Source organism: Halalkaliarchaeum desulfuricum (assembly GCF_002952775.1).
Classification (GTDB): domain Archaea; phylum Halobacteriota; class Halobacteria; order Halobacteriales; family Haloferacaceae; genus Halalkaliarchaeum; species Halalkaliarchaeum desulfuricum.
In genome coordinates, this window is the sequence record NZ_CP025066.1 from 517691 (window position 1) to 535297 (window position 17607).

At 64.5% G+C, this 17607-nt stretch carries 19 protein-coding genes; 11 read left to right on the forward strand and 8 right to left on the reverse strand.

What is annotated here, in order from left to right:
- The first annotated feature begins 44 nt into the window (after positions 1-44).
- Entirely contained in the window at positions 45-602 is a 558-nt protein-coding gene (locus tag AArcSl_RS02545) for an HAD family hydrolase (RefSeq protein ID WP_119814576.1), read from the forward strand.
- Here AArcSl_RS02545 and AArcSl_RS02550 read toward each other — a convergent pair.
- Complete coding sequence (locus AArcSl_RS02550) at positions 599-850, reverse strand: DUF5822 domain-containing protein (protein ID WP_119814579.1); 252 nt, start codon at positions 848-850, stop codon at positions 599-601. The genes AArcSl_RS02545 and AArcSl_RS02550 overlap by 4 nt on opposite strands.
- A gap of 129 nt (positions 851-979) precedes the next feature.
- On the opposite strand from AArcSl_RS02550, the gene panB reads away from it, so the two are divergent.
- Positions 980-1792: a 3-methyl-2-oxobutanoate hydroxymethyltransferase gene (gene panB / locus AArcSl_RS02555; RefSeq protein WP_119814582.1), complete on the forward strand. Its 813-nt coding sequence runs from the start codon at positions 980-982 to the stop codon at positions 1790-1792.
- 33 nt (positions 1793-1825) lie between these two features.
- Here panB and AArcSl_RS02560 read toward each other — a convergent pair whose 3' ends face one another.
- Entirely contained in the window at positions 1826-2794 is a 969-nt protein-coding gene (locus AArcSl_RS02560; RefSeq protein ID WP_119814585.1) for a sugar phosphate nucleotidyltransferase, read from the reverse strand.
- A 59-nt stretch (positions 2795-2853) separates the two neighbouring features.
- Between AArcSl_RS02560 and AArcSl_RS02565 the strand changes: the two genes are divergently transcribed.
- Positions 2854-3168 (forward strand): transcriptional regulator, encoded by a 315-nt coding sequence (locus AArcSl_RS02565; RefSeq protein WP_119814588.1) that lies wholly within the window; start codon positions 2854-2856, stop codon positions 3166-3168.
- A 72-nt stretch (positions 3169-3240) separates the two neighbouring features.
- Here the strand turns inward: AArcSl_RS02565 and hpt are convergent, their stop codons facing one another.
- The 4 genes from hpt to AArcSl_RS02585 all read right to left on the reverse strand — a co-directional run bounded on the left by hpt (position 3241) and on the right by AArcSl_RS02585 (position 8084).
- A complete protein-coding gene (hpt, locus tag AArcSl_RS02570) occupies positions 3241-3807 on the reverse strand; it encodes a hypoxanthine/guanine phosphoribosyltransferase (protein WP_119814591.1) in 567 nt (188 codons plus the stop codon).
- 69 nt (positions 3808-3876) lie between these two features.
- Positions 3877-5565 (reverse strand): cation:proton antiporter, encoded by a 1689-nt coding sequence (locus AArcSl_RS02575; protein ID WP_119821672.1) that lies wholly within the window; start codon positions 5563-5565, stop codon positions 3877-3879.
- The gene (locus tag AArcSl_RS02580) at positions 5558-7312 is read right to left on the reverse strand and encodes a cation:proton antiporter (protein ID WP_119814593.1); all 1755 of its coding nucleotides are present in this window, start codon (positions 7310-7312) and stop codon (positions 5558-5560) included. Before AArcSl_RS02580 ends, AArcSl_RS02575 begins: the two co-directional genes overlap by 8 nt.
- A 361-nt stretch (positions 7313-7673) precedes the next feature.
- Positions 7674-8084, reverse strand: a complete 411-nt coding sequence (locus tag AArcSl_RS02585) for a hypothetical protein (protein ID WP_119814596.1) — start codon at positions 8082-8084, stop codon at positions 7674-7676.
- 157 nt (positions 8085-8241) lie between these two features.
- Between AArcSl_RS02585 and AArcSl_RS02590 the strand changes: the two genes are divergently transcribed.
- Positions 8242-8523, forward strand: a complete 282-nt coding sequence (locus AArcSl_RS02590) for a DUF211 domain-containing protein (RefSeq protein WP_119814599.1) — start codon at positions 8242-8244, stop codon at positions 8521-8523.
- Entirely contained in the window at positions 8520-9107 is a 588-nt protein-coding gene (locus AArcSl_RS02595) for a VIT1/CCC1 transporter family protein (RefSeq protein ID WP_119814602.1), read from the forward strand. Before AArcSl_RS02590 ends, AArcSl_RS02595 begins: the two co-directional genes overlap by 4 nt.
- Positions 9108-9216: 109 nt before the next feature.
- Here the strand turns inward: AArcSl_RS02595 and gfo6 are convergent, their stop codons facing one another.
- On the reverse strand, positions 9217-10284 hold the full coding sequence (gene gfo6, locus AArcSl_RS02600; RefSeq protein WP_119814604.1) for a D-xylose 1-dehydrogenase Gfo6: 1068 nt from the start codon (positions 10282-10284) through the stop codon (positions 9217-9219).
- A gap of 123 nt (positions 10285-10407) precedes the next feature.
- On the opposite strand from gfo6, the gene AArcSl_RS16735 reads away from it, so the two are divergent.
- The 5 genes from AArcSl_RS16735 (at position 10408) to AArcSl_RS02620 (ending at position 15901) form a co-directional block, all read left to right on the forward strand.
- On the forward strand, positions 10408-10557 hold the full coding sequence (locus tag AArcSl_RS16735; RefSeq protein ID WP_154670799.1) for a hypothetical protein: 150 nt from the start codon (positions 10408-10410) through the stop codon (positions 10555-10557).
- Positions 10558-10624: 67 nt separating this feature from the next.
- Positions 10625-12361 carry a urocanate hydratase gene (hutU, locus tag AArcSl_RS02605; RefSeq protein ID WP_119814608.1) on the forward strand — a complete coding sequence of 579 codons (1737 nt, stop codon included), beginning with the start codon at positions 10625-10627 and terminating at the stop codon, positions 12359-12361.
- The gene (gene hutG / locus AArcSl_RS02610; RefSeq protein ID WP_119814611.1) at positions 12358-13398 is read left to right on the forward strand and encodes a formimidoylglutamase; all 1041 of its coding nucleotides are present in this window, start codon (positions 12358-12360) and stop codon (positions 13396-13398) included. Before hutU ends, hutG begins: the two co-directional genes overlap by 4 nt.
- Positions 13395-14687 (forward strand): imidazolonepropionase, encoded by a 1293-nt coding sequence (gene hutI / locus AArcSl_RS02615; protein ID WP_119814614.1) that lies wholly within the window; start codon positions 13395-13397, stop codon positions 14685-14687. Before hutG ends, hutI begins: the two co-directional genes overlap by 4 nt.
- Before the next feature lie 32 nt (positions 14688-14719).
- Entirely contained in the window at positions 14720-15901 is a 1182-nt protein-coding gene (locus AArcSl_RS02620) for a 3-dehydroquinate synthase II (RefSeq protein WP_119814617.1), read from the forward strand.
- Between the two features lie 6 nt (positions 15902-15907).
- Here the strand turns inward: AArcSl_RS02620 and AArcSl_RS02625 are convergent, their stop codons facing one another.
- Positions 15908-16378 carry a DUF7575 domain-containing protein gene (locus AArcSl_RS02625; RefSeq protein WP_119814621.1) on the reverse strand — a complete coding sequence of 157 codons (471 nt, stop codon included), beginning with the start codon at positions 16376-16378 and terminating at the stop codon, positions 15908-15910.
- Between the two features lie 166 nt (positions 16379-16544).
- On the opposite strand from AArcSl_RS02625, the gene AArcSl_RS02630 reads away from it, so the two are divergent.
- Entirely contained in the window at positions 16545-17591 is a 1047-nt protein-coding gene (locus tag AArcSl_RS02630; protein WP_119814624.1) for an NAD(P)-dependent glycerol-1-phosphate dehydrogenase, read from the forward strand.
- Positions 17592-17607: the final 16 nt, after the last annotated feature.

Below are 17607 nucleotides of genomic sequence, written 5' to 3' on the forward strand. Positions count from 1 at the left end.
GCGGCTTTCGTGGCTCCTTTGTTCGTTCGCTCCCTGGAGAGGGCATGGACGATTACGACGCTATCGTGTACGATCTCGATGGCACCCTCGTCAGGCTCGACGTCGACTGGGGGGCAGTCACCCAGGAGGCGGTGACGGTGTATCGCGAGGCGGGAGTCGACCCGCCGACCGGAGACCTCTGGACACTGCTGGACGACGCCGAAGCACACGGCGTCGGCGAGGCGGTCGCGGGACTCGTCTGCAGGCGGGAACGCGAGGGGGCACGCCGGTCGGAGCGACTGTTTCTCGCCGACGACCTCCGCGAACGCGCCGGGGACGGCGTTCCTGTCGGCGTCTGTTCGCTCAACTGCGAGGACGCCGTCCGGATCGCGCTCTCGGAACACGAACTCGCCGGGTCGGTCACGGAAGAAGCGATCGTGGGACGTGACACGCTCGCGACGCGCAAGCCTGATCCGGAGCCGTTGCGTTCGACGTGTCGGGCGCTTCAAGTCGACCCCGGCCGAACGCTGTTCGTCGGCGACTCGCCCAGAGACGAGCAAACTGCAGAGCGTGCCGGCGCCGGGTTCGTGTACGTCTCCGAACTGGAAGGAACGCTTCCCTAGACAGCGTCGGAGATCCGGTATCGTTTCGCATAGGCGAACACCGCGATCGCCGTCACGAACCAGATCGGCGCGCCGACCCGTATCGCGAACGCGGCGCGTTCCCCCCACGTCGCGAGTTCGACGCCGGTTCCGGAAGCGAGCAGCGCGACGACGGGCGCGCCCACCAGGATGGTGACGACGAACGTCACCTGCATCACCCAACCGTAGTCGACTCCCTCGGGGTCGGTCTCCTCGACGACTCGTGGCACGGCCGGGCGATTGGCGGGGTGGCGAGTAAGAGCTACCGGTTTTCCGTCCCGCTGCCGCCCCAGTCGTGTCGTCGAACCCGATCGACGCTCACCGGACGCTTTATTCTCCGGGTGGCTGAACGTGGGCGTATGGTGACGACACGTGACCTCCGCGAGCGCGCCGGCGAGGAGCCGATCACCATGCTGACGGCGTACGACGCGCCGACCGCAGCGATCGTCGACGAGGCGGGTGTCGACGTGATCCTGGTGGGCGACAGCATGGGAAACGCAGTGCTCGGATACGACACGACGCTGCCGGTGACACTCGAGGAGATGCACAGCCGGACGGCTGCGGTCGCCCGGGCGACCGAGGAGGCGCTGGTCGTCGCCGACATGCCGTTTCTCTCCTTCGGCGTCGACGCGGCCGAAAGCGTCGAAAACGCCGGGCGACTCCTGAAGGAGGCGAACGCGGACGCGATCAAAATCGAGAGCGGCCGGCACACGGTCGAACTCACCGAGCGACTCACTCGGGTCGGGATTCCGGTGATGGCACATGTCGGGCTCACGCCACAGCAAGTCAACCAGCTCGGCGGGTACGCCAGACAGGGGACCACGGAGAACGCCGCCAGAGATCTGATCGAACTCGCGATCGCCCATCAGGAGGCCGGGGCGTTCTCGATCGTGCTGGAACACGTCCCCGCGAACGTCGCAGCCAGGGTGACCGACGAGCTTTCCATTCCCACGATCGGGATCGGCGCCGGCGGCGACTGCGACGGACAGGTGCTCGTGATCACCGACGTCCTCGGGATCGAGGAGGAGTCGCCGTCGTTTTCGAAACAGTACGCCGACCTCCGGGGCGAGATGGCACGGGCCGTCGAGGCGTTCAAACGGGAGGTCGAATCCGGCGAGTTCCCGGCCGAGGAACACACCCACGTCGAGGAGGATCTCGGAGAGCTGAATTGAGTGGCTACGCCCCCGGGCGGCGGGCCGGCGACGTTACTGCCCGTTTCCGATCCGGCTGTGGGCCCCGATGAGCGCGCCGGCGAAGTCGAGCCCCTCGATGTGGGTGTCCTCGTCGATGATCGATCGTTTGATCTCCGCGTCCCGGATCGTCACATCCGGAAAGACGATCGTCTCCGAGAGCGACGAGTCGTCGACCGAAGAGTCGGCCATCACGTGGACGTTCTCGCCCAGCCGGGAGTTCTCGACGGTCGCGTCGGGATGAACGCGACAGTCGCCGTCGAGCTTCCATCGCACGGCGTCGAGATAGCTTTCGGGGGTGCCGATGTCGAACCACGCGCCGTCGAAGGTAAAGGCGTACACCGGGTTTCGCTCCTGGAGCCACTGGATGAACCACCCGGGTTCGTCGGGGTTGTTTCCCCCCTCGAGATACGTCTCGAACAGCGACAGCGACGCCGCGGGGAACGCGTAGCAGGCGATCGACACCAGCGTCGAGTGGGGGTCGTCAGGCTTTTCCTGAAAGTCGATGACGCGTTCGCCGTCGAGTTCGACCAGCCCGTAGGACTTGGCTCGCTCGCGAGATCCGACGTCGTAGGCGGCGAGGGCGGGTGTCTCCCGGCGCTGGTAAAAGTCGACGAACTCCGCGAGGTCGAAGCTGATGAGGTTGTCGCCGGCCACCACCAGCAGGTCGTCGTCGATCCCCTCCCGTCGGATGAGTTGTGCGAGCGCACCGATCACGCCGAACTTCTCCGACTCGTTTTCGGTGTCCTCGACCGAGAGGCTCGGCTTCTCGTAGGGGGCCTCGGCGAGATACTCCCTGAAGTCCTCCTCGAAGCGTTCGTTCGTGCTGACGTACACCTCCTCGATCCGGTCGTCGACCTCCAGATCTGCGAACGTCTCGTCGATCACCGTGTTCTCGCCGACGGGGAGGAACATCTTCGGCCGGTTTTTCGTTATCGGCCACAGACGCGTCGCGTACCCGCCCGCGAGCACGATCGCCTTCATGACTACAGGGTTACTGCCTGCCGGTAAGTCTCTTTTCCTCGGCGGCCGTGGCGGTGAACATGAGCGAGGAACCGGTCGACGGACCGACGAGCCGTACCACCCGCCAACGGATCGCCGACGCCCTCCGAGAGAAGGAGGCGAGCGCGAGCGAACTCGCCGCCGAGGTCGACGTGCCGGTTCCGGTCGTCTACGACCATCTCACCCATGTCGCGAAATCGTTGTCCGGAAGCGGCGAGGAGCTGCTCGTCGCGCCGCCGACGTGTCGCCGGTGCGGCTTCGACGGGTTCGACGACCCCGCAAACCAGCCGTCGCGGTGTCCCGAGTGCCGAAGCGAAGACATCGCAGAACCCGTTTTTACGATCGGGGAGGCGTGAAGGGAACCCGCGTTTACGCTCGCTGATGAGTGAGTGGAATCCACAGGCGACCGAAGATGGACCGACGGCCGGCTATCCGTCACCGCGGGGATCGTCGATGATGACCTCGCCGTTCTCGACGGAGACGTTGATGAGCGTCTTCACCCGGTAGTCGGTGTCGTCGAGCTCGTTGGGACCGGTCTTCTTGATGACGGCGACGATGTCGATGATCTCGGCGCCGATGTCCGAGAGGGCCTCGAGAATTCCTTTCATCGTGCCCCCGGTCGAGAGCACGTCGTCGAGAACGAGCACGCTGTCGCCGGCCTCGACGTCGTTGATAAACATCTCCGACTCCGAGTAGCCGGTTTTCTTGGCCAGCGAAACTTCTCCCTCGAGTCCGTACTCCCGCTTGCGGATGACGACAAGCGGGATGTCGGTCATCAGCGAGACGGCAGTGGAGATGTGGATCCCCATCGCCGCGGGAGTGACGATCTTGTCCACATCTTCGAGTTCCGCCTTCCGAATGATCTTGATGACGATCTCCCGGAGCAGTTCCGGTTCGAGCATCGGGACGCCGTCGCTGATGGGGTGAACGAAGTACTGGTATTCGCCCTTCTCGATGATCGGGGCGTCGAGCAACGACTGTTCCAGTCGATCCATGTCGTCGGTAGCGGGCAGAGTGGGGTAAAATGTGACGGTTCTCGAATGAGTGGTCGACAGGACCGCCACTCACCCGTACCGTCGCTCAGTTTCGAGGACCTCCATCAGATCCAGGAACTCGCGGTGGTCGGCCTCCAGTGTCGCCACCATGCGTTCGTCGCCGAGCACCCGTTCGACGTTCTCGACCAGTTGATCCGACGCCAAGATGTCGGGCACGGCGACGAAATCCGCCCCCGCGTCGAGTAGCTCACTGGCGACGGTGGACTGGTCGGCCCTGAGGATCACGTCGGCGTCGGTGTCGTGTTCCAGCAGCGATTCGGACACCGGCCTGTGGTCGACCGTCGAGACGACGAGGCCCGCATGTCGGATTCGGGCCAGCTCCATCGGATAAGACGCCATCGCGTCGCCGAAGACGTAATTCCGACAGTTCTCGCGGAGATTCCCCCGGACAGTGGGGTCGTTTTCCACGACGACGTAGGGCACCTCGAGTTCCTCGAGCGTCTCGACGATACGTCGCCCCTGACGTCCGTACCCGATCACGACCACGTGTTCAGCGATCCCCTCATCGATGCTGCTATTGGTGTCGATGTGCCGTGTCTGCCCCTCGAGGAACCGCGACAGCACTATCTCGTAAAACAGCTGCTCGTACCGTCCCGCAACGGAGCTCAACAGCATCGTCGCGGCGCCCGCGAGCACGATCGCATCGAAAAGCGGCGTCGCGATCGTTCCGAGCAGCCACCCCTGTATAGCGATCACGAGCGACAGTTCGCTCACCTGGTTGAGATTCGACGCCGTCAGGAAGGCGGTTCGACCGTCGTACCCTTCCAGAACGAACGCGGCGGCGTGGACCGCAGGATTGACGGCGACGACAAGCAGCGTGAGGACGGTTGCGAGCACGAGCACCTCCGGAGTCGGGACGCTGACGAGCGCGCCGAGCGTGACGAAGAAGATCGCGGCGAAGAAGTCCTTGATCGACTCGATCCCGTTGCGGACCCCGAGAGACTCCACACCCTCGCTCCGGACTGCGAGCCCGGCCGCGAACGCGGCGACGACAATCGAGATTCCGACAGCCTCCGCGGCGGCGATGAACGCGATCAAAATCGAGATACTGCCCATCAGGATCAGCTCCTCCCCGCCGTCGGCCACACGAACCAGTGCCGGGTAGCCGTGGCGGTAAATGAGCAGCCCGGCGAGGACGAACAACACGCCGTAGCCGATCTTCGAGGTGACGAGTTGCGAATCCGCGAGGACGTCAGCAGAGAGAATCAACACCGCCCCGAGGGCGACCACGTCGTCGAAGAAGTGGATCGACGACGCCAGGCGACCGTACAGCATCCCCTCCCGGATCTCCCGTTCGAGGATCTGCGATCCAACGAGCGTCGAACTCAACGTGGCCGCCGCGCCGAAGTACAGGGCGTTCCGGAACGGATCCTGGAATCCGTACAGGTCCCCCAGCGCGTACCCGACCACGATCGCGACCGGGGCGACCACGATCAGTTGGGCGAACGCGGCCACCTCACCGTCGCGAAGCACCGCCTGGAGGTCACCGATGTCGACACGGATGCCGAACACGAACACCAGGAAGGCGATCCCCCACAGCGCCAGATCCACCAGTGCTGGCTGACCGACGACGAGACCGGTTAGCAGCCCGGCGATGATATAAAACGGCACGATGGGGAGTTCCAGCTGGTTTGCGACCAGCAACAGCGCTCCGGCAGTGACGAACACCACCGCGAGGGCGATCACGATGTCAGTCATCGCCACCACCCCAGTGGCGTGGATCGACCTCGATGTCGAAGCTCGGCGCATCGAGGACACTCACCCGACTGGCTTTCCGTTTGATCCGGTCGATGTCGTCCGCGATCCGCCGTTCGAACGTTGCCCTGTCCCTGAAGTACAGTTCGAGGTAGTCGCTTAGCTTCGCTGCGGCCAGGTAGGTGTCCATGATAACGTACGCTGCACCCCTGTCGTAGAGATCGTGGGCGTCGGCGATCCGGTCGGCCTCGGCGAAGACGACAGCGTCGTCCCGGACTTCCTCGAGGATCACCCGGTTGATGTCGGTCTCGACAGTGGAGCTGAGGACGAACGCGGCCTCCGATAGTGCAGCCGCCTTCCTGATCTCCGTGTGTCGAACGTCACCGAACACGTAGTCGTACCGGTCTTCGGCCTTCAGTTGGGCGATGTGCTCGGTCTTCCGGTCGACCACAACGACGGCTCCATATCGCTCCTGTAACAGTGGCAGCGCCTCCTCGGTGACTTCGTCGTACCCGATCGCGACGGCGTGGCCCCGGTATTCACTGACCTCCGCGTCCACCTTCTCCTCGCTTTCGAACCGCCGGAACCACGGCTGGAGCCGCTCGTAGAGTTCGTGGTTGTAGGTGATGATGTAGGTCGAGGCAGTCATCGTCAACAGCGCCATCAGAGTCAGATAGCCCAGCACGTCCGGACCGATGTATCCCTGCTGGATTGCCAGCGCGCCGACGACGAGCGAGAACTCGCTCACCTGCACCATGTTGATGCTGCCCACGAACGACGTCTCCACGCTGAATCCCTCTCGGTCGATGAGGGAGAACATGATCCAGAAGTTGCCGACCATCAGGACGACTGAGGCGATAATCGCCTCCTGCCAGTACGCCAGCAGGCTCGCGAGGCTCTCGATCTGGAGGCCGATGGTCGCGAAGAACACCAGGATGAAGAAGTCGGTGATCGGCGTGATTCGATCCTCCAGTTCCTTGCTGTAGGGGAGCTGTGCGAGGCTGATTCCGGCCAGGAACGCGCCGACCTCTACAGAGAGATTGAACACTTCTGCGATCGAAATAAACAGGAACGCCCACGCGATCGCGACCACGAGGAAGACATCCTTCCGATCGGCGATTCGACGAAAGAGATGCGGAAGGAGATACCGTGAGGAAGCCAGCGAGAACAACCCGATGAACGACATCATGACGAAGATCACACCGAGAGTCGTCGCGATCTGTGCGGGATCGTCGAGGCGCTCGGCTGAGAACAGCGCGAGAACAATCACCAGGTAGATGTCCTGAATGATCAGGACGCCGACGTCGATCTTGCCGGGGAGCGACGTGATCTCGTTTTTGTCGGTGAGCAACTTGACGATGATCGGCGTCGCGCCGAAGACGGTCGCCAGTGCGATGACGATGACCTCCGTTGTGCCGAATCCGAGCAGCCAGGCGACCAGGAACGCCAGTGCCGTCTGCAGGATCGTCTGCCCAACGGCGATGTTGGTGATCGGGCGGAGTATCTCTTTGATGTCGTCAAACCGCATCTTTAGACCGAGAAGGAACAACAGGAACCCGAGTCCCAGTTCGGCCATCACTTCCACGAGTCCCCCGATTGTGACGAGGTCGAGCGCTACCGGACCGAGCACGACCCCGGTGAAAATGTAGGCGACGATAGTGGGTTGGCCGAGCTGGCGGGCCAGGATGCCGATCGCCGTCGCCGCAACGACGATGAGAGCGAAATCTGCCGCGAGAGTAACCTCACTCACGGCTGTCCTCCCAGGCGCTTACGGTGGCACCGGACTTGACGGAGACGAAGCGGACGATGGTTTTCCCGCCGTGACGGTTCGCTTTCCGATCGTTGTCGCATCTGTCGATTGCCGCGTCTCGTGACGGTTGACTCTTTCGTGATCAGCCGCGATAGTGGGAGATGCATGGCAACGCAGTTTGCTTGTTCGGCTCGGTACCGATCCGCAATCATCACCTGTGTTCACTCCTCTCTGATCACTTCTCTGCGATCACTTCTCTGGGGTAACTACGTTGCGATCACTTCTCTGGGGTAACTACGTTGCGATCACTTCTCTGGGGTAACTACGTTGCGATCACTTCTCTGGGGTAACTACGTTGCGATCACTTCTCTGCGATCACTTTTTCGGCGCGGCTACTGACCCGCTCGAAATACTCCAGAACGTTCTGACGGTTGCTGTCAATCGTTTGCGCGATCTGGGTCGGAGTCTGTCCCCATGCCGCGTACATGTAGGCGGCGATTTCGGCGGTCCCTGCAACAGCGACGTTCACGGGAATCCCGCCCTCGCCGACGCCCCCGATTCGGAACCCGTCGACCACGGTGTAAAGGTCGGCAAACAGTCGCGCTCTGTCCTCGTCCTCGAACGTCACGGCCTCCCGAACCGGCGCATGAAACCGGAACGACCGGCCCTCATTCGGGTGGTCGCGCTCGATGAGGAAAACCTCCGCTGGGTACTCCTGCAGGATCGATTCGTGCTCGTCCAGGTCCGGATCCGTGTTTAGATACGACGTCATACGTGATAGTCTTCGCCCACCCGCTTTAATACACCCCATGAATTGTATCGCCTGAGAACCCCTATCATCCCCCCGCCTCATCCGACGCCGATCAAATGGTCCGCGACACAGAGCCACCAATGCTTTTGTGAGAACTCACCCAAAATCCTTTCAAACGATGATTCGACGACTCGTTCTCGACGTCTTGAAACCTCACGAACCGCCGATGGTGACGTTCAGTTCACAGCTCAGTCAACTCGAGAGCGTCTCCGGGGTCACCACGAAACTCGTCGAGATGGAAGAGGACGTCAGAACGGTCCGGGTCGCCATCGAGGGCGAGGATCTCGACCTCTCCAAAATTGAAGCATCAATCGAAGATCTGAGCGGTTCGATTCACTCGGTCGACGAGGTATCATGTGGCGACCGAATCGTCGATGATCCCTGGCTCAATCGCGGATGACCGCGACAACCAGCAGCGCGAGAATCCGGCGCGTCTTCAAAAAGGACGACGTTCGATCGCTGGCTCGACGGTATTTCATCGCCAATAGCTTCGACGGAGTGCTCACCAGCCTCGGAGTTATCATCGGCGCGTATCTCGGTGGGATCACGGACGGGCTGACGGTTGTCGGGATCTGTCTCGGCGCCGCAGTCGGTCTCGGAACGTCGGGCATCTGGAGCGTCTGGGAGATCGAACGTGCCGAAACAGCCCGAGAGCGTCATGAGCTCGAATCGACGCTGCTCACGTCGCTGGAGGGGACTCGCTACGATCGGGAGCTCCGCAGCGAACAGTTCGTCCTTGCTCTGGCGGCAGCCACGGGACCGGTTCTCAGTATCGTGTTTACCCTGCTGCCGTTTCCCCTCGAGGGAATCGTTTTCACGATGTTTCAGGCGGTGCTGGTCTCGATCGGACTCGGGATGTTGTGGTTGGGGGCCATCGGCGCCTACATGGGACACATTTCACAGCAGCGATGGTACGTGTCTGCAATTCGCATGGCACTTGCGGCCATCGTCGTTGCCGTGATCAGTATCGTCTTGCCTGGGTGATCGCTCCCACGGCCCGCGAGGATTAAAAAAACCCGTCATCAGCCCTGCGACCCCCGGTTATGCCTAAATCCCGCGATCGAACTTCATCCCGCCATCGGCGTTAGTGCCGCTAATCGATCCCGACCCGACTCCCTTGCTCGGCTGCCCTGTAGACTGCCATCGCCGTCTCGACGTCGACGAGCCCGTCTCGACCGTCGGGTTCTGGCGGCGAATCCGTCAACAGACAGTGAGCGAAGTAGTCGAACTCCTCGACGGTCTCGTCACTGCCGAACCCCTCCAGTTCGACCGTTCCGTCGTCGGTTTCGACGACCAGGGTCCGATCGGCACCGACCCCGAACGCGTCGCGTAACGCCACCTGACCGTCGGTTCCCAGCATCGAGAGTTCGGCGTTCGAATGTCCGCTGAAACTTGCCGAGAAGTTCCCGACCGCGTCCGGGAACTCGACCCCAAAGTCGACGTGTTCGTCGACGTCCCCAAATGGCCCGCTCGTCCGGGTCGTACCCCACACCGATACCGGATCCGCATCGAGCAGGAACCGCGCGGTGTTGAGCGGGTAGACGCCCACGTCCATCAGCGCGCCCCCGCCAGCCAGGTGCTCGTCGAGCCGCCACTGGTCAGGCCCCTTCGAACCGCCGAGCACGTCGAAACTGAAGTTTCCGAACAGACGGATCGGTTCGCCGATGCCGCCCTCCCGGACGAACTCGCGCAGCCGACGGACCAGCGGGTCGGTCTGCATCCGGTAGGCAGTCATCAGCGTCACCCCGGCGTTCTCGCAGGCCTCGACCGCCTGTCGGGCTCGGTCGGCCGTCGCTTCCAGCGGTTTCTCACAGACGACTGCCTTTCCGTGCTCGGCGGCGGTCTCGACGTGTGGCAAGTGCTCGCGGTTCGGCGTCGCCACGTACACTGCGTCGTATTCGTCGGTGGCTGTGCCGTCGGCGTACTCCGCGTACGTGACCCCGACGGCGTCGTACTCCCGGGCGGTTTCGATCCGACGCTGTTCGGTCCCGCTCACGACGACTGACGGAACGCAGTAGTCGCTCTCGGCGATTGCCGGGAGGGAGACCTTCCGGGCGTAATTCCCGAGCCCGACGACGGCCATTCGAACGATCCCGTCGGGACCGGTGTCCCAGTCGCGGCCATCGGCTCCAGTGAAGACGTCCAGCGATGTGTCCGACATGGATCGCTCTTCTCCCCGGCGGCGGTAAGTAGTTGTGCCGGCTCGCGCTCTCCGACGCCTCTCGTAGTATGGTATAAGATGGCAAGCGACAGGATTCATGGTAGTGGGCTGCGTATATGAACCATGGACGAACCGCGACCGCCATCGTCGGAGGAGACGCGACGTACTCGGAGACGACTGCTCACGGTCGGCGTCACGGGACTGCTCGTGCTGCTTGCGGGTTGTTCCGACCCCGACGACGACGGCGACGACGAGAACGGCGGCCCGTACTGAACGACGGCGACGACGAGAACGGCGTCGGTGCCTTTTCAGTACGGCCGGTCGTACGTGCACTGTTGCCATGGACACCAACCGATCCACCTCCGGCTCGCGGTCGGCTCCCAGCGAACAGTGGCGCGAGTACCGGGGGGCGCCCACCGGGACCGATCTGGAGTGTGAGGGGTGGCGACAGGAGGCGGCGCTGCGGCTGCTCAACAACAATCTGGATCCGGAGGTGGCCGAAAACCCAGAAGAGCTTGTCGTGTACGGCGGCACCGGGCGGGCGGCCCGGTCGTGGGACGCCTACGACGCGATCCTCGAGCAGCTCCGTGATCTCGCAGACGACGAGACGCTTCTGGTTCAGTCGGGCAAACCCGTCGGCCGGTTCGAAACCCACGAACGCGCCCCGCGGGTGTTGATCGCGAACTCGAACCTCGTCGGCAAGTGGGACAACTGGAGGCACTTCCACGAGCTGGAGGCGGAGGGGAAAATCATGTACGGCCAGATGACCGCCGGCTCGTGGGCCTACATCGGGACGCAGGGAATCATCCAGGGAACCTTCGAGACGCTTGCAGAGTTGGCCCGTCAGCAGTTCGATGGCGACCTGGCCGGCAGGGTCGTCGTCACCGGGGGACTCGGCGGCATGGGCGGGGCCCAGCCGCTTGCGGTGACAATGAACAGGGGCGTCTGTATCGCCGCCGAAGTCGACGAAGACCGGATCGATCGCCGGATCGAGACGGGCTACTGTGAAGAGAAAACTGACGATGTCGAGGAGGCCCTCGATCGTGCCAGGGAGGCAGTTAGGGCAGCGGAGCCGTACAGCGTTGGCGTCCACGTGAACGCGGCAGACCTGCTCGAAGAACTGCTCGAGCGCGACTTCGTTCCCGACGTGGTCACGGACCAGACGAGTGCACACGACGTTCTCGAGGGGTATTACCCGTCGGGATACACGGTCGAAGCGGCCGACAGGCTCCGGGAGGAGGACCCGGACACGTACCGGAACGAGAGCCTCGACACGATGGAGCGGCACGTCGATGCGATCCTCGAACTCCAGAAGCGGGGTGCTGTCGCGTTCGAGTACGGGAACAACATCCGGGGACAGGTGGCCGAACACCGCAACCACGAGGCCGCGTTCGACTTTCCGGGGTTCGTCCCGGCGTACATTCGGCCGCAGTTCTGTCGGGGCAAGGGACCGTTCCGGTGGCTCGCGCTGTCGGGCGACCCCGAGGACATCTATCGAACCGACGAGGCGGTCCTCAAACTGTTTCCCGAGAAGGACCACCTCCGGCGCTGGATCGAACTCGCACAGGAACAGGTCCAGTTTCAGGGACTCCCGAGCCGGGTGTGCTGGCTGGGCTACAACACCGAGGGCGAAGGGACCGAGGGGCTCACCGAGCGCGCCCGCTTTGCCCTCCGGATAAACGAACTCGTCGCAGACGGCGAAATCGCCGCCCCGATCGTGGTCACTCGGGACCACCTCGACGCCGGCAGCGTCGCGAGCCCGTACCGGGAGACGGAGGACATGAAGGACGGCACCGACGCCGTCGCCGACTGGCCGATCCTCAACGCGTTGCTCAACTGCGCGGCGGGGGCAGACATCGTCAGCGTCCACGACGGCGGCGGCGTCGGAATCGGCAACGCGATCCACGCCAACAACCACGTCGTGCTCGACGGAAGCGATCTCGCCGCAAAGAAGGCGAGGGCGGTGTTCACGACCGACCCGGGGACCGGCGTGATCCGTCACGCCGACGCCGGCTACGAGGAAGCGATCACGGAGGCCCGAGAGTCGGGTGTCGAGATCCCGATGGACGAGCGATGATCGACGGCATCGTTTCCCCCGACTGGGAGGGCTGGGAGGGGCCGTCCGACGATCCGAACGACCGGCAGTTCGGCGACGTGATCGAACGCGCAGAATCGGCGGGCGTCGACACCTCGACGGACGCCGTCCTTATCGGCGAACCGTACGACGGAGGGGTGATCGGTCGCCGGGGCGCACGGGAAGGCCCCCTGGCGATCCGGCGGTCGCTCGCGGGAGCCAAGACCGCCCACTGTAGCACAGGACGGGACAGTCCACTGTCGGCGGCGCGGATCGTCGACCTCGGCGACGTCGCGCTTCCCGGGGACCTCGCGGTTTCCGAGAACGATCCGGGCGACATCGCGGGGGGCAGTCCGGAAGACTCAGTGAGCGCAGTCCAGTCGCACGTCCGAGACGTTGCCCAGGCTGTCCACGGGCTCGACGCGGTTCCGGTTTTTCTCGGTGGAGATAACTCGCTCACGCATGCCAACGTGGCCCCCCTGCTGGATCGGGGACGGATCGGGGTCGTGAACTTCGACGCTCACCTCGACTGCCGGGAACTCCATGACGGACCGACGAGCGGTACCCCGTACCGGCAACTGCTCGAGGAGGGTCTCGACACCTACGTCGCCGTGGGCGCCCGCCACTTCGAGACGTCCGGCGCCTACGTCGAGTTCGTCCGCGAACGGGGCGGGACAATCGTCCCGGCAGACGCGTTCGCCCGCGGCGCCGACGCCGTCGTCGACACGGTCCGCGAAGCGGTCGCCGACGCGGATCTGCTGTACGTCAGCGTCGACTGTGACGTCCTCGATGCGGCAGTCGCGCCCGGCGTCAGTGCGCCGACGCCGGGCGGTATCACGTCCAGGGAGCTTTTTGCGGCCACCGGTGAACTGGTCCGCGACGACAGGCTCGCGGGATTCGAGGTCGTCGAGTGTGCGCCGCCCCTGGACGTCAATAGACGAACCGTCGATACTGCTGCGAGAACTGTCGCACACGCGCTGTACGGTGCGCTCGTTCGCGGACACGGAGACGAACATCGCGACAACAGACACAACCCATGAGCTACACGATCGTATACGACGCGGCGGAACTGGTGGTCGGGCCGGCGAATGACGTCAGCGGGGGGGTCGACGCCGTTAGCGTCACGATCGAGGAGGGGAGCGTTCTCGACACCCGATCCGACGCGGCAGTCGTCATCGAGGACGGCGAGGTCGCCGAGATCGGAGCGAGCGACGAACTCGTCCGGCAGTACCCGATCGAAAACGCAGCCACAGCCGTCGACGCAGCCGAACGGTGCGTCCTCCCGGGGTTCGTCGACGCCCACACCCACGCGCTGTTCGTCGGCGACCGGTCCGACGAGTTCGAGGCCAAACTCCGCGGGCAGACCTACCAGGAGATCCTCGCGGAGGGGGGCGGGATCCTCCGGACGGTCAGAAACGTTCGGGACGCGAGCGAGGAAAAACTCCGGAATCGGCTGCTCGACCACCTCGACGTGATGCTCGCCCACGGAACGACCACGGTCGAAGTGAAGTCCGGCTACGGGCTGAACACGGAAACGGAGCTGAAGATGCTGTCGGCGATCGCCGGGGGCGACGACGGTCACCCCGTCGACGTGGTGCCGACGTTCATGGGCGCACACGCGATCCCGGAGGGGGCCGACGCCGACGACTACGTCGATGCCGTCGTCGACGACCAGCTGCCGGCCGTCGCCGACCAGGGGATCGCCCAGTTCTGTGACGTCTTCTGCGAGGAAGACGTCTTCACGCTGGAGCAATCCCGTCGCGTGCTGGAGGCAGGAGCGGAACACGGGTTGACGCCGAAGATCCACGCAGACGAGTTCGAACGACTGGGCGGGACCAGGCTGGCGGCCGAACTCGGCGCCGCGAGCGCCGATCACCTGCTCCAGTCGACCGACTGGGACGTCAGAGCGCTGCTCGAGGCGGGCGTCACGCCCGTGTTGCTTCCGGGGACCGCGTTCGGGCTCGGCGAGGGGTATCCGGACCTCGAGCCGTACCGGAAGCGGGGGGCCGTTCCCGCAGTCGCGACCGACTTCAATCCGAACTGCCACGCGCCAAGCCCCGGGTTCGCGGCGACGCTGGCCTGCGTGGGGATGGGGATGACCCCCGGGGAGGCCATCCTCGGGATCACCGAACGCGGCGCGGCCGCGATCGATCGGAATCGAGCATCCGACGGTGCCGCCGGTACCGCCGGTACCCTGACCGTCGGCGCGCCCGGCGACCTCGTCGTGATCGACGGCCCGTCACACCGCCATCTCCCGTACAACTTCGGGGTCAACGTCGTCGAGACGGTGCTGAAGAGCGGTGAACCCGTCGTCTCGCGCCATCCGTAGTTTTCAAGCCCCGTGGCGTCGTGTTCCCGGTAATGACACGGACGGTCTGGGTAAAAGCCGACGACGATGTCGGCGACTGGCAGGCGCGAAAGCGACGCATCACGGCGGGAATAGAGGCGGGAGTCGACTGGGTACTGGTCGACGAACCGGACGTCCCCCGGGTGCGGGAGCTGGGGGACGTAAACGTCGCGGCGTTCCTGCCGGACGCCGACGTGGTCGACGCCGACGCCGTCGACGAAGCGGAAGAGGTCGAGGCTGACGTGTACCTCGTCGGCAAGGACGGCGAGGGCGACGGAACGATCGGCCTGCCGTCGGACTTCTCCGGCAGCGCGGACCTCACCACGCTCCGCGGGAACAACCGCGCACAGGGGACGTACGTCCGCATCCTCGATGAGGGATACGAGGCGTTCGCCGAGGAGGCCGCCAGGGACGGCGAGTACACGCTCGTGATCGGCTCCGACTGGACGATCATCCCCCTGGAGAACCTCATCTCGCGGGTGGGCGAGGACACCCACCTCGTGGCCGGCGTGACCTCGGCCGCGGAGGCGGAGACCGCATTCGAGACGCTCGAGATCGGCGCGGACGGGGTACTGCTGGACAGCGACGACCCCGACGAGATCCGCCGGACCGTCGAGGTGCGCGATGCGACCGAGCGCGAACAGCTCGAGCTCACTATCGCGGAGGTCACCGCCGTCGAGCGCACCGGAATGGCCGACCGCGTCTGCATCGACACCGGCAACCTGATGGAGGACGACGAGGGGATGCTCGTCGGGTCGATGTCCAGGGGGCTGTTCTTCGTGCACGCCGAGACCGCCGAATCGCCGTACGTCGCCTCCCGCCCGTTCCGGGTCAACGCCGGTGCTGTCCACGCGTACGTCCGTGTCCCGGACGGAGAGACGAAGTACCTCGCCGAACTGCAAAGCGGCGACGAGGTCCAGATCGTCGACACAAACGGCCGGACCCGCGAGGGGATCGTCGGCCGGGTGAAGATCGAAAAGCGCCCGATGTTCAGGGTCCAGGCCGAAATCGAAACCGAGGACGGAACCGACAGGATAGAGACGCTGTTGCAAAACGCCGAGACGATCAAGGTGGCGACCGCGGAGGGACGAACCGCCGTCACCGATCTCGAGGAGGGCGACGAGGTACTCGTCTACTACGAGGACGTCGCACGCCACTTCGGGGCGTCCGTCGAGGAGAGCATCATCGAGAAGTAAGCGGCGCTACGATTCAGGTTCTTCTTCTGCTTCGGCGAACCTCCCGGTACACCACGTACAGAAGTCGAGCTCCGGATCCGTCTCCTTGCCGCAGTGTGGACAGGTGACAGTTGCCGCTTGCTCGCCGTCCGTCGCGGCAACCGGCGTTTCCCCGTCTTTGAGATCGGTGGGAACTGAGACCGAACTTGACGCGTTGGTTTGCCGGACCGAAACGAGGTAGGCGTCGACGACACTGATAAAGAGAATGAAGAAGATGCCGGCGATAACCGTCGGCGGGAGGTCGAACACCGACGAGGGGACGGTGTCTCCGGCGGCCGAGACGACGAGCGCAGCGCCGCCGAACAGCGCCAGAAAGAACCACAGCAGCGCACGCTTCCACTCCCGGAGGTAGGCGTGTCCGACCCCGGCGACGCCGAACACCGCCCCGCCGACAGCGAGCAACACGGTGATCACCGACCGACGGCGGTTCTCGTTCATGCCACACAGTTGGAGCGGTAGATGAATTATAGCCTGCGGTGTCGAGATCCCGCCGACCCGTCGACGCCAACCGGTCCATCGCCCCGACCGGTCCATCGCCCCGACCGGTCCATCGCCCCGACCGGTTTACTCCAGCTTTTTTACCCTGCTGTCGAAACCACCGTGCATGTTCGACAAGCGGACGTGGATCAAACTCCCCCGGAACGTCGTCGTCGGCCACGACGTCCTCGACGAGTTGGGCGAGGCGGTCGGCGAACTGTCGCTTCCTGGTTCCCCACTGGTGGTCACCAGCCCAACACCGGACCGGCTCGCGGGCGAGAGGGTACGCGCACAGTTCGACGACCCCGAAACAGTCTCGATCGAGGAGGCGCGCTTCGACACGATCGAGGAGGTGGTCGAGGCGGCCCGCGCGACGGAGGCGGGATTCTTGATCGGCCTCGGCGGGGGCAAACCCATCGACGTCGCAAAGACCGCGAGCGACCGGCTCGGCGTCGGGTTCGTGTCGGTCCCGACAGCCGCGAGCCACGACGGGATCGTCTCCGGCCGGTCGTCCATCCCGGAGGGGGACACCCGCCACTCGGTGGCAGCGGACCCCCCGCTCGCGGTGGTCGCCGACACCGAACTGATCGCCGAGGCGCCCTGGGAACTGACGACCGCCGGCTGTGCCGACATCATCTCCAACTACACCGCCGTCAAGGACTGGCGGCTGGCCCAGCGCCTCAAAAACGTCGAGTACAGCGAGTACGCCGGCGCGCTCTCGGAGATGACCGCCGAGATGCTCGTGGACAACGCCGGATCGATCAAGAAGGACCTCGAGGAGTCGGCCTGGATCGTGGTGAAGGCGCTGGTCTCCTCGGGCGTGGCGATGTCGATCGCGGGTTCCTCCCGGCCCGCCTCCGGCGCGGAACATCTCGTCTCCCACCAGCTCGACCGCATCGCGCCGGGACGCGCGCTGCACGGGCACCAGGTCGGCGTCGCGTCGATCGTCACCGAGTACCTCCACTCCGGCGAGGATGGACAGTGGCGGGCGATCCGGAACGCGCTCGCGAGCATCGACGCCCCGACGAGCGCCGACGAGTTGGAGGTCACCGACGAGGAGTTCCTCGAGGCGCTCACGACCGCCCACACGATCCGCGACCGGTACACGATCCTCGGGAACGGGATCAGCGAGGCCGCCGCCCGGGAGGCCGGTCGGGTTACGGGCGTGATCTAGGCGAGGGCCTCACGCA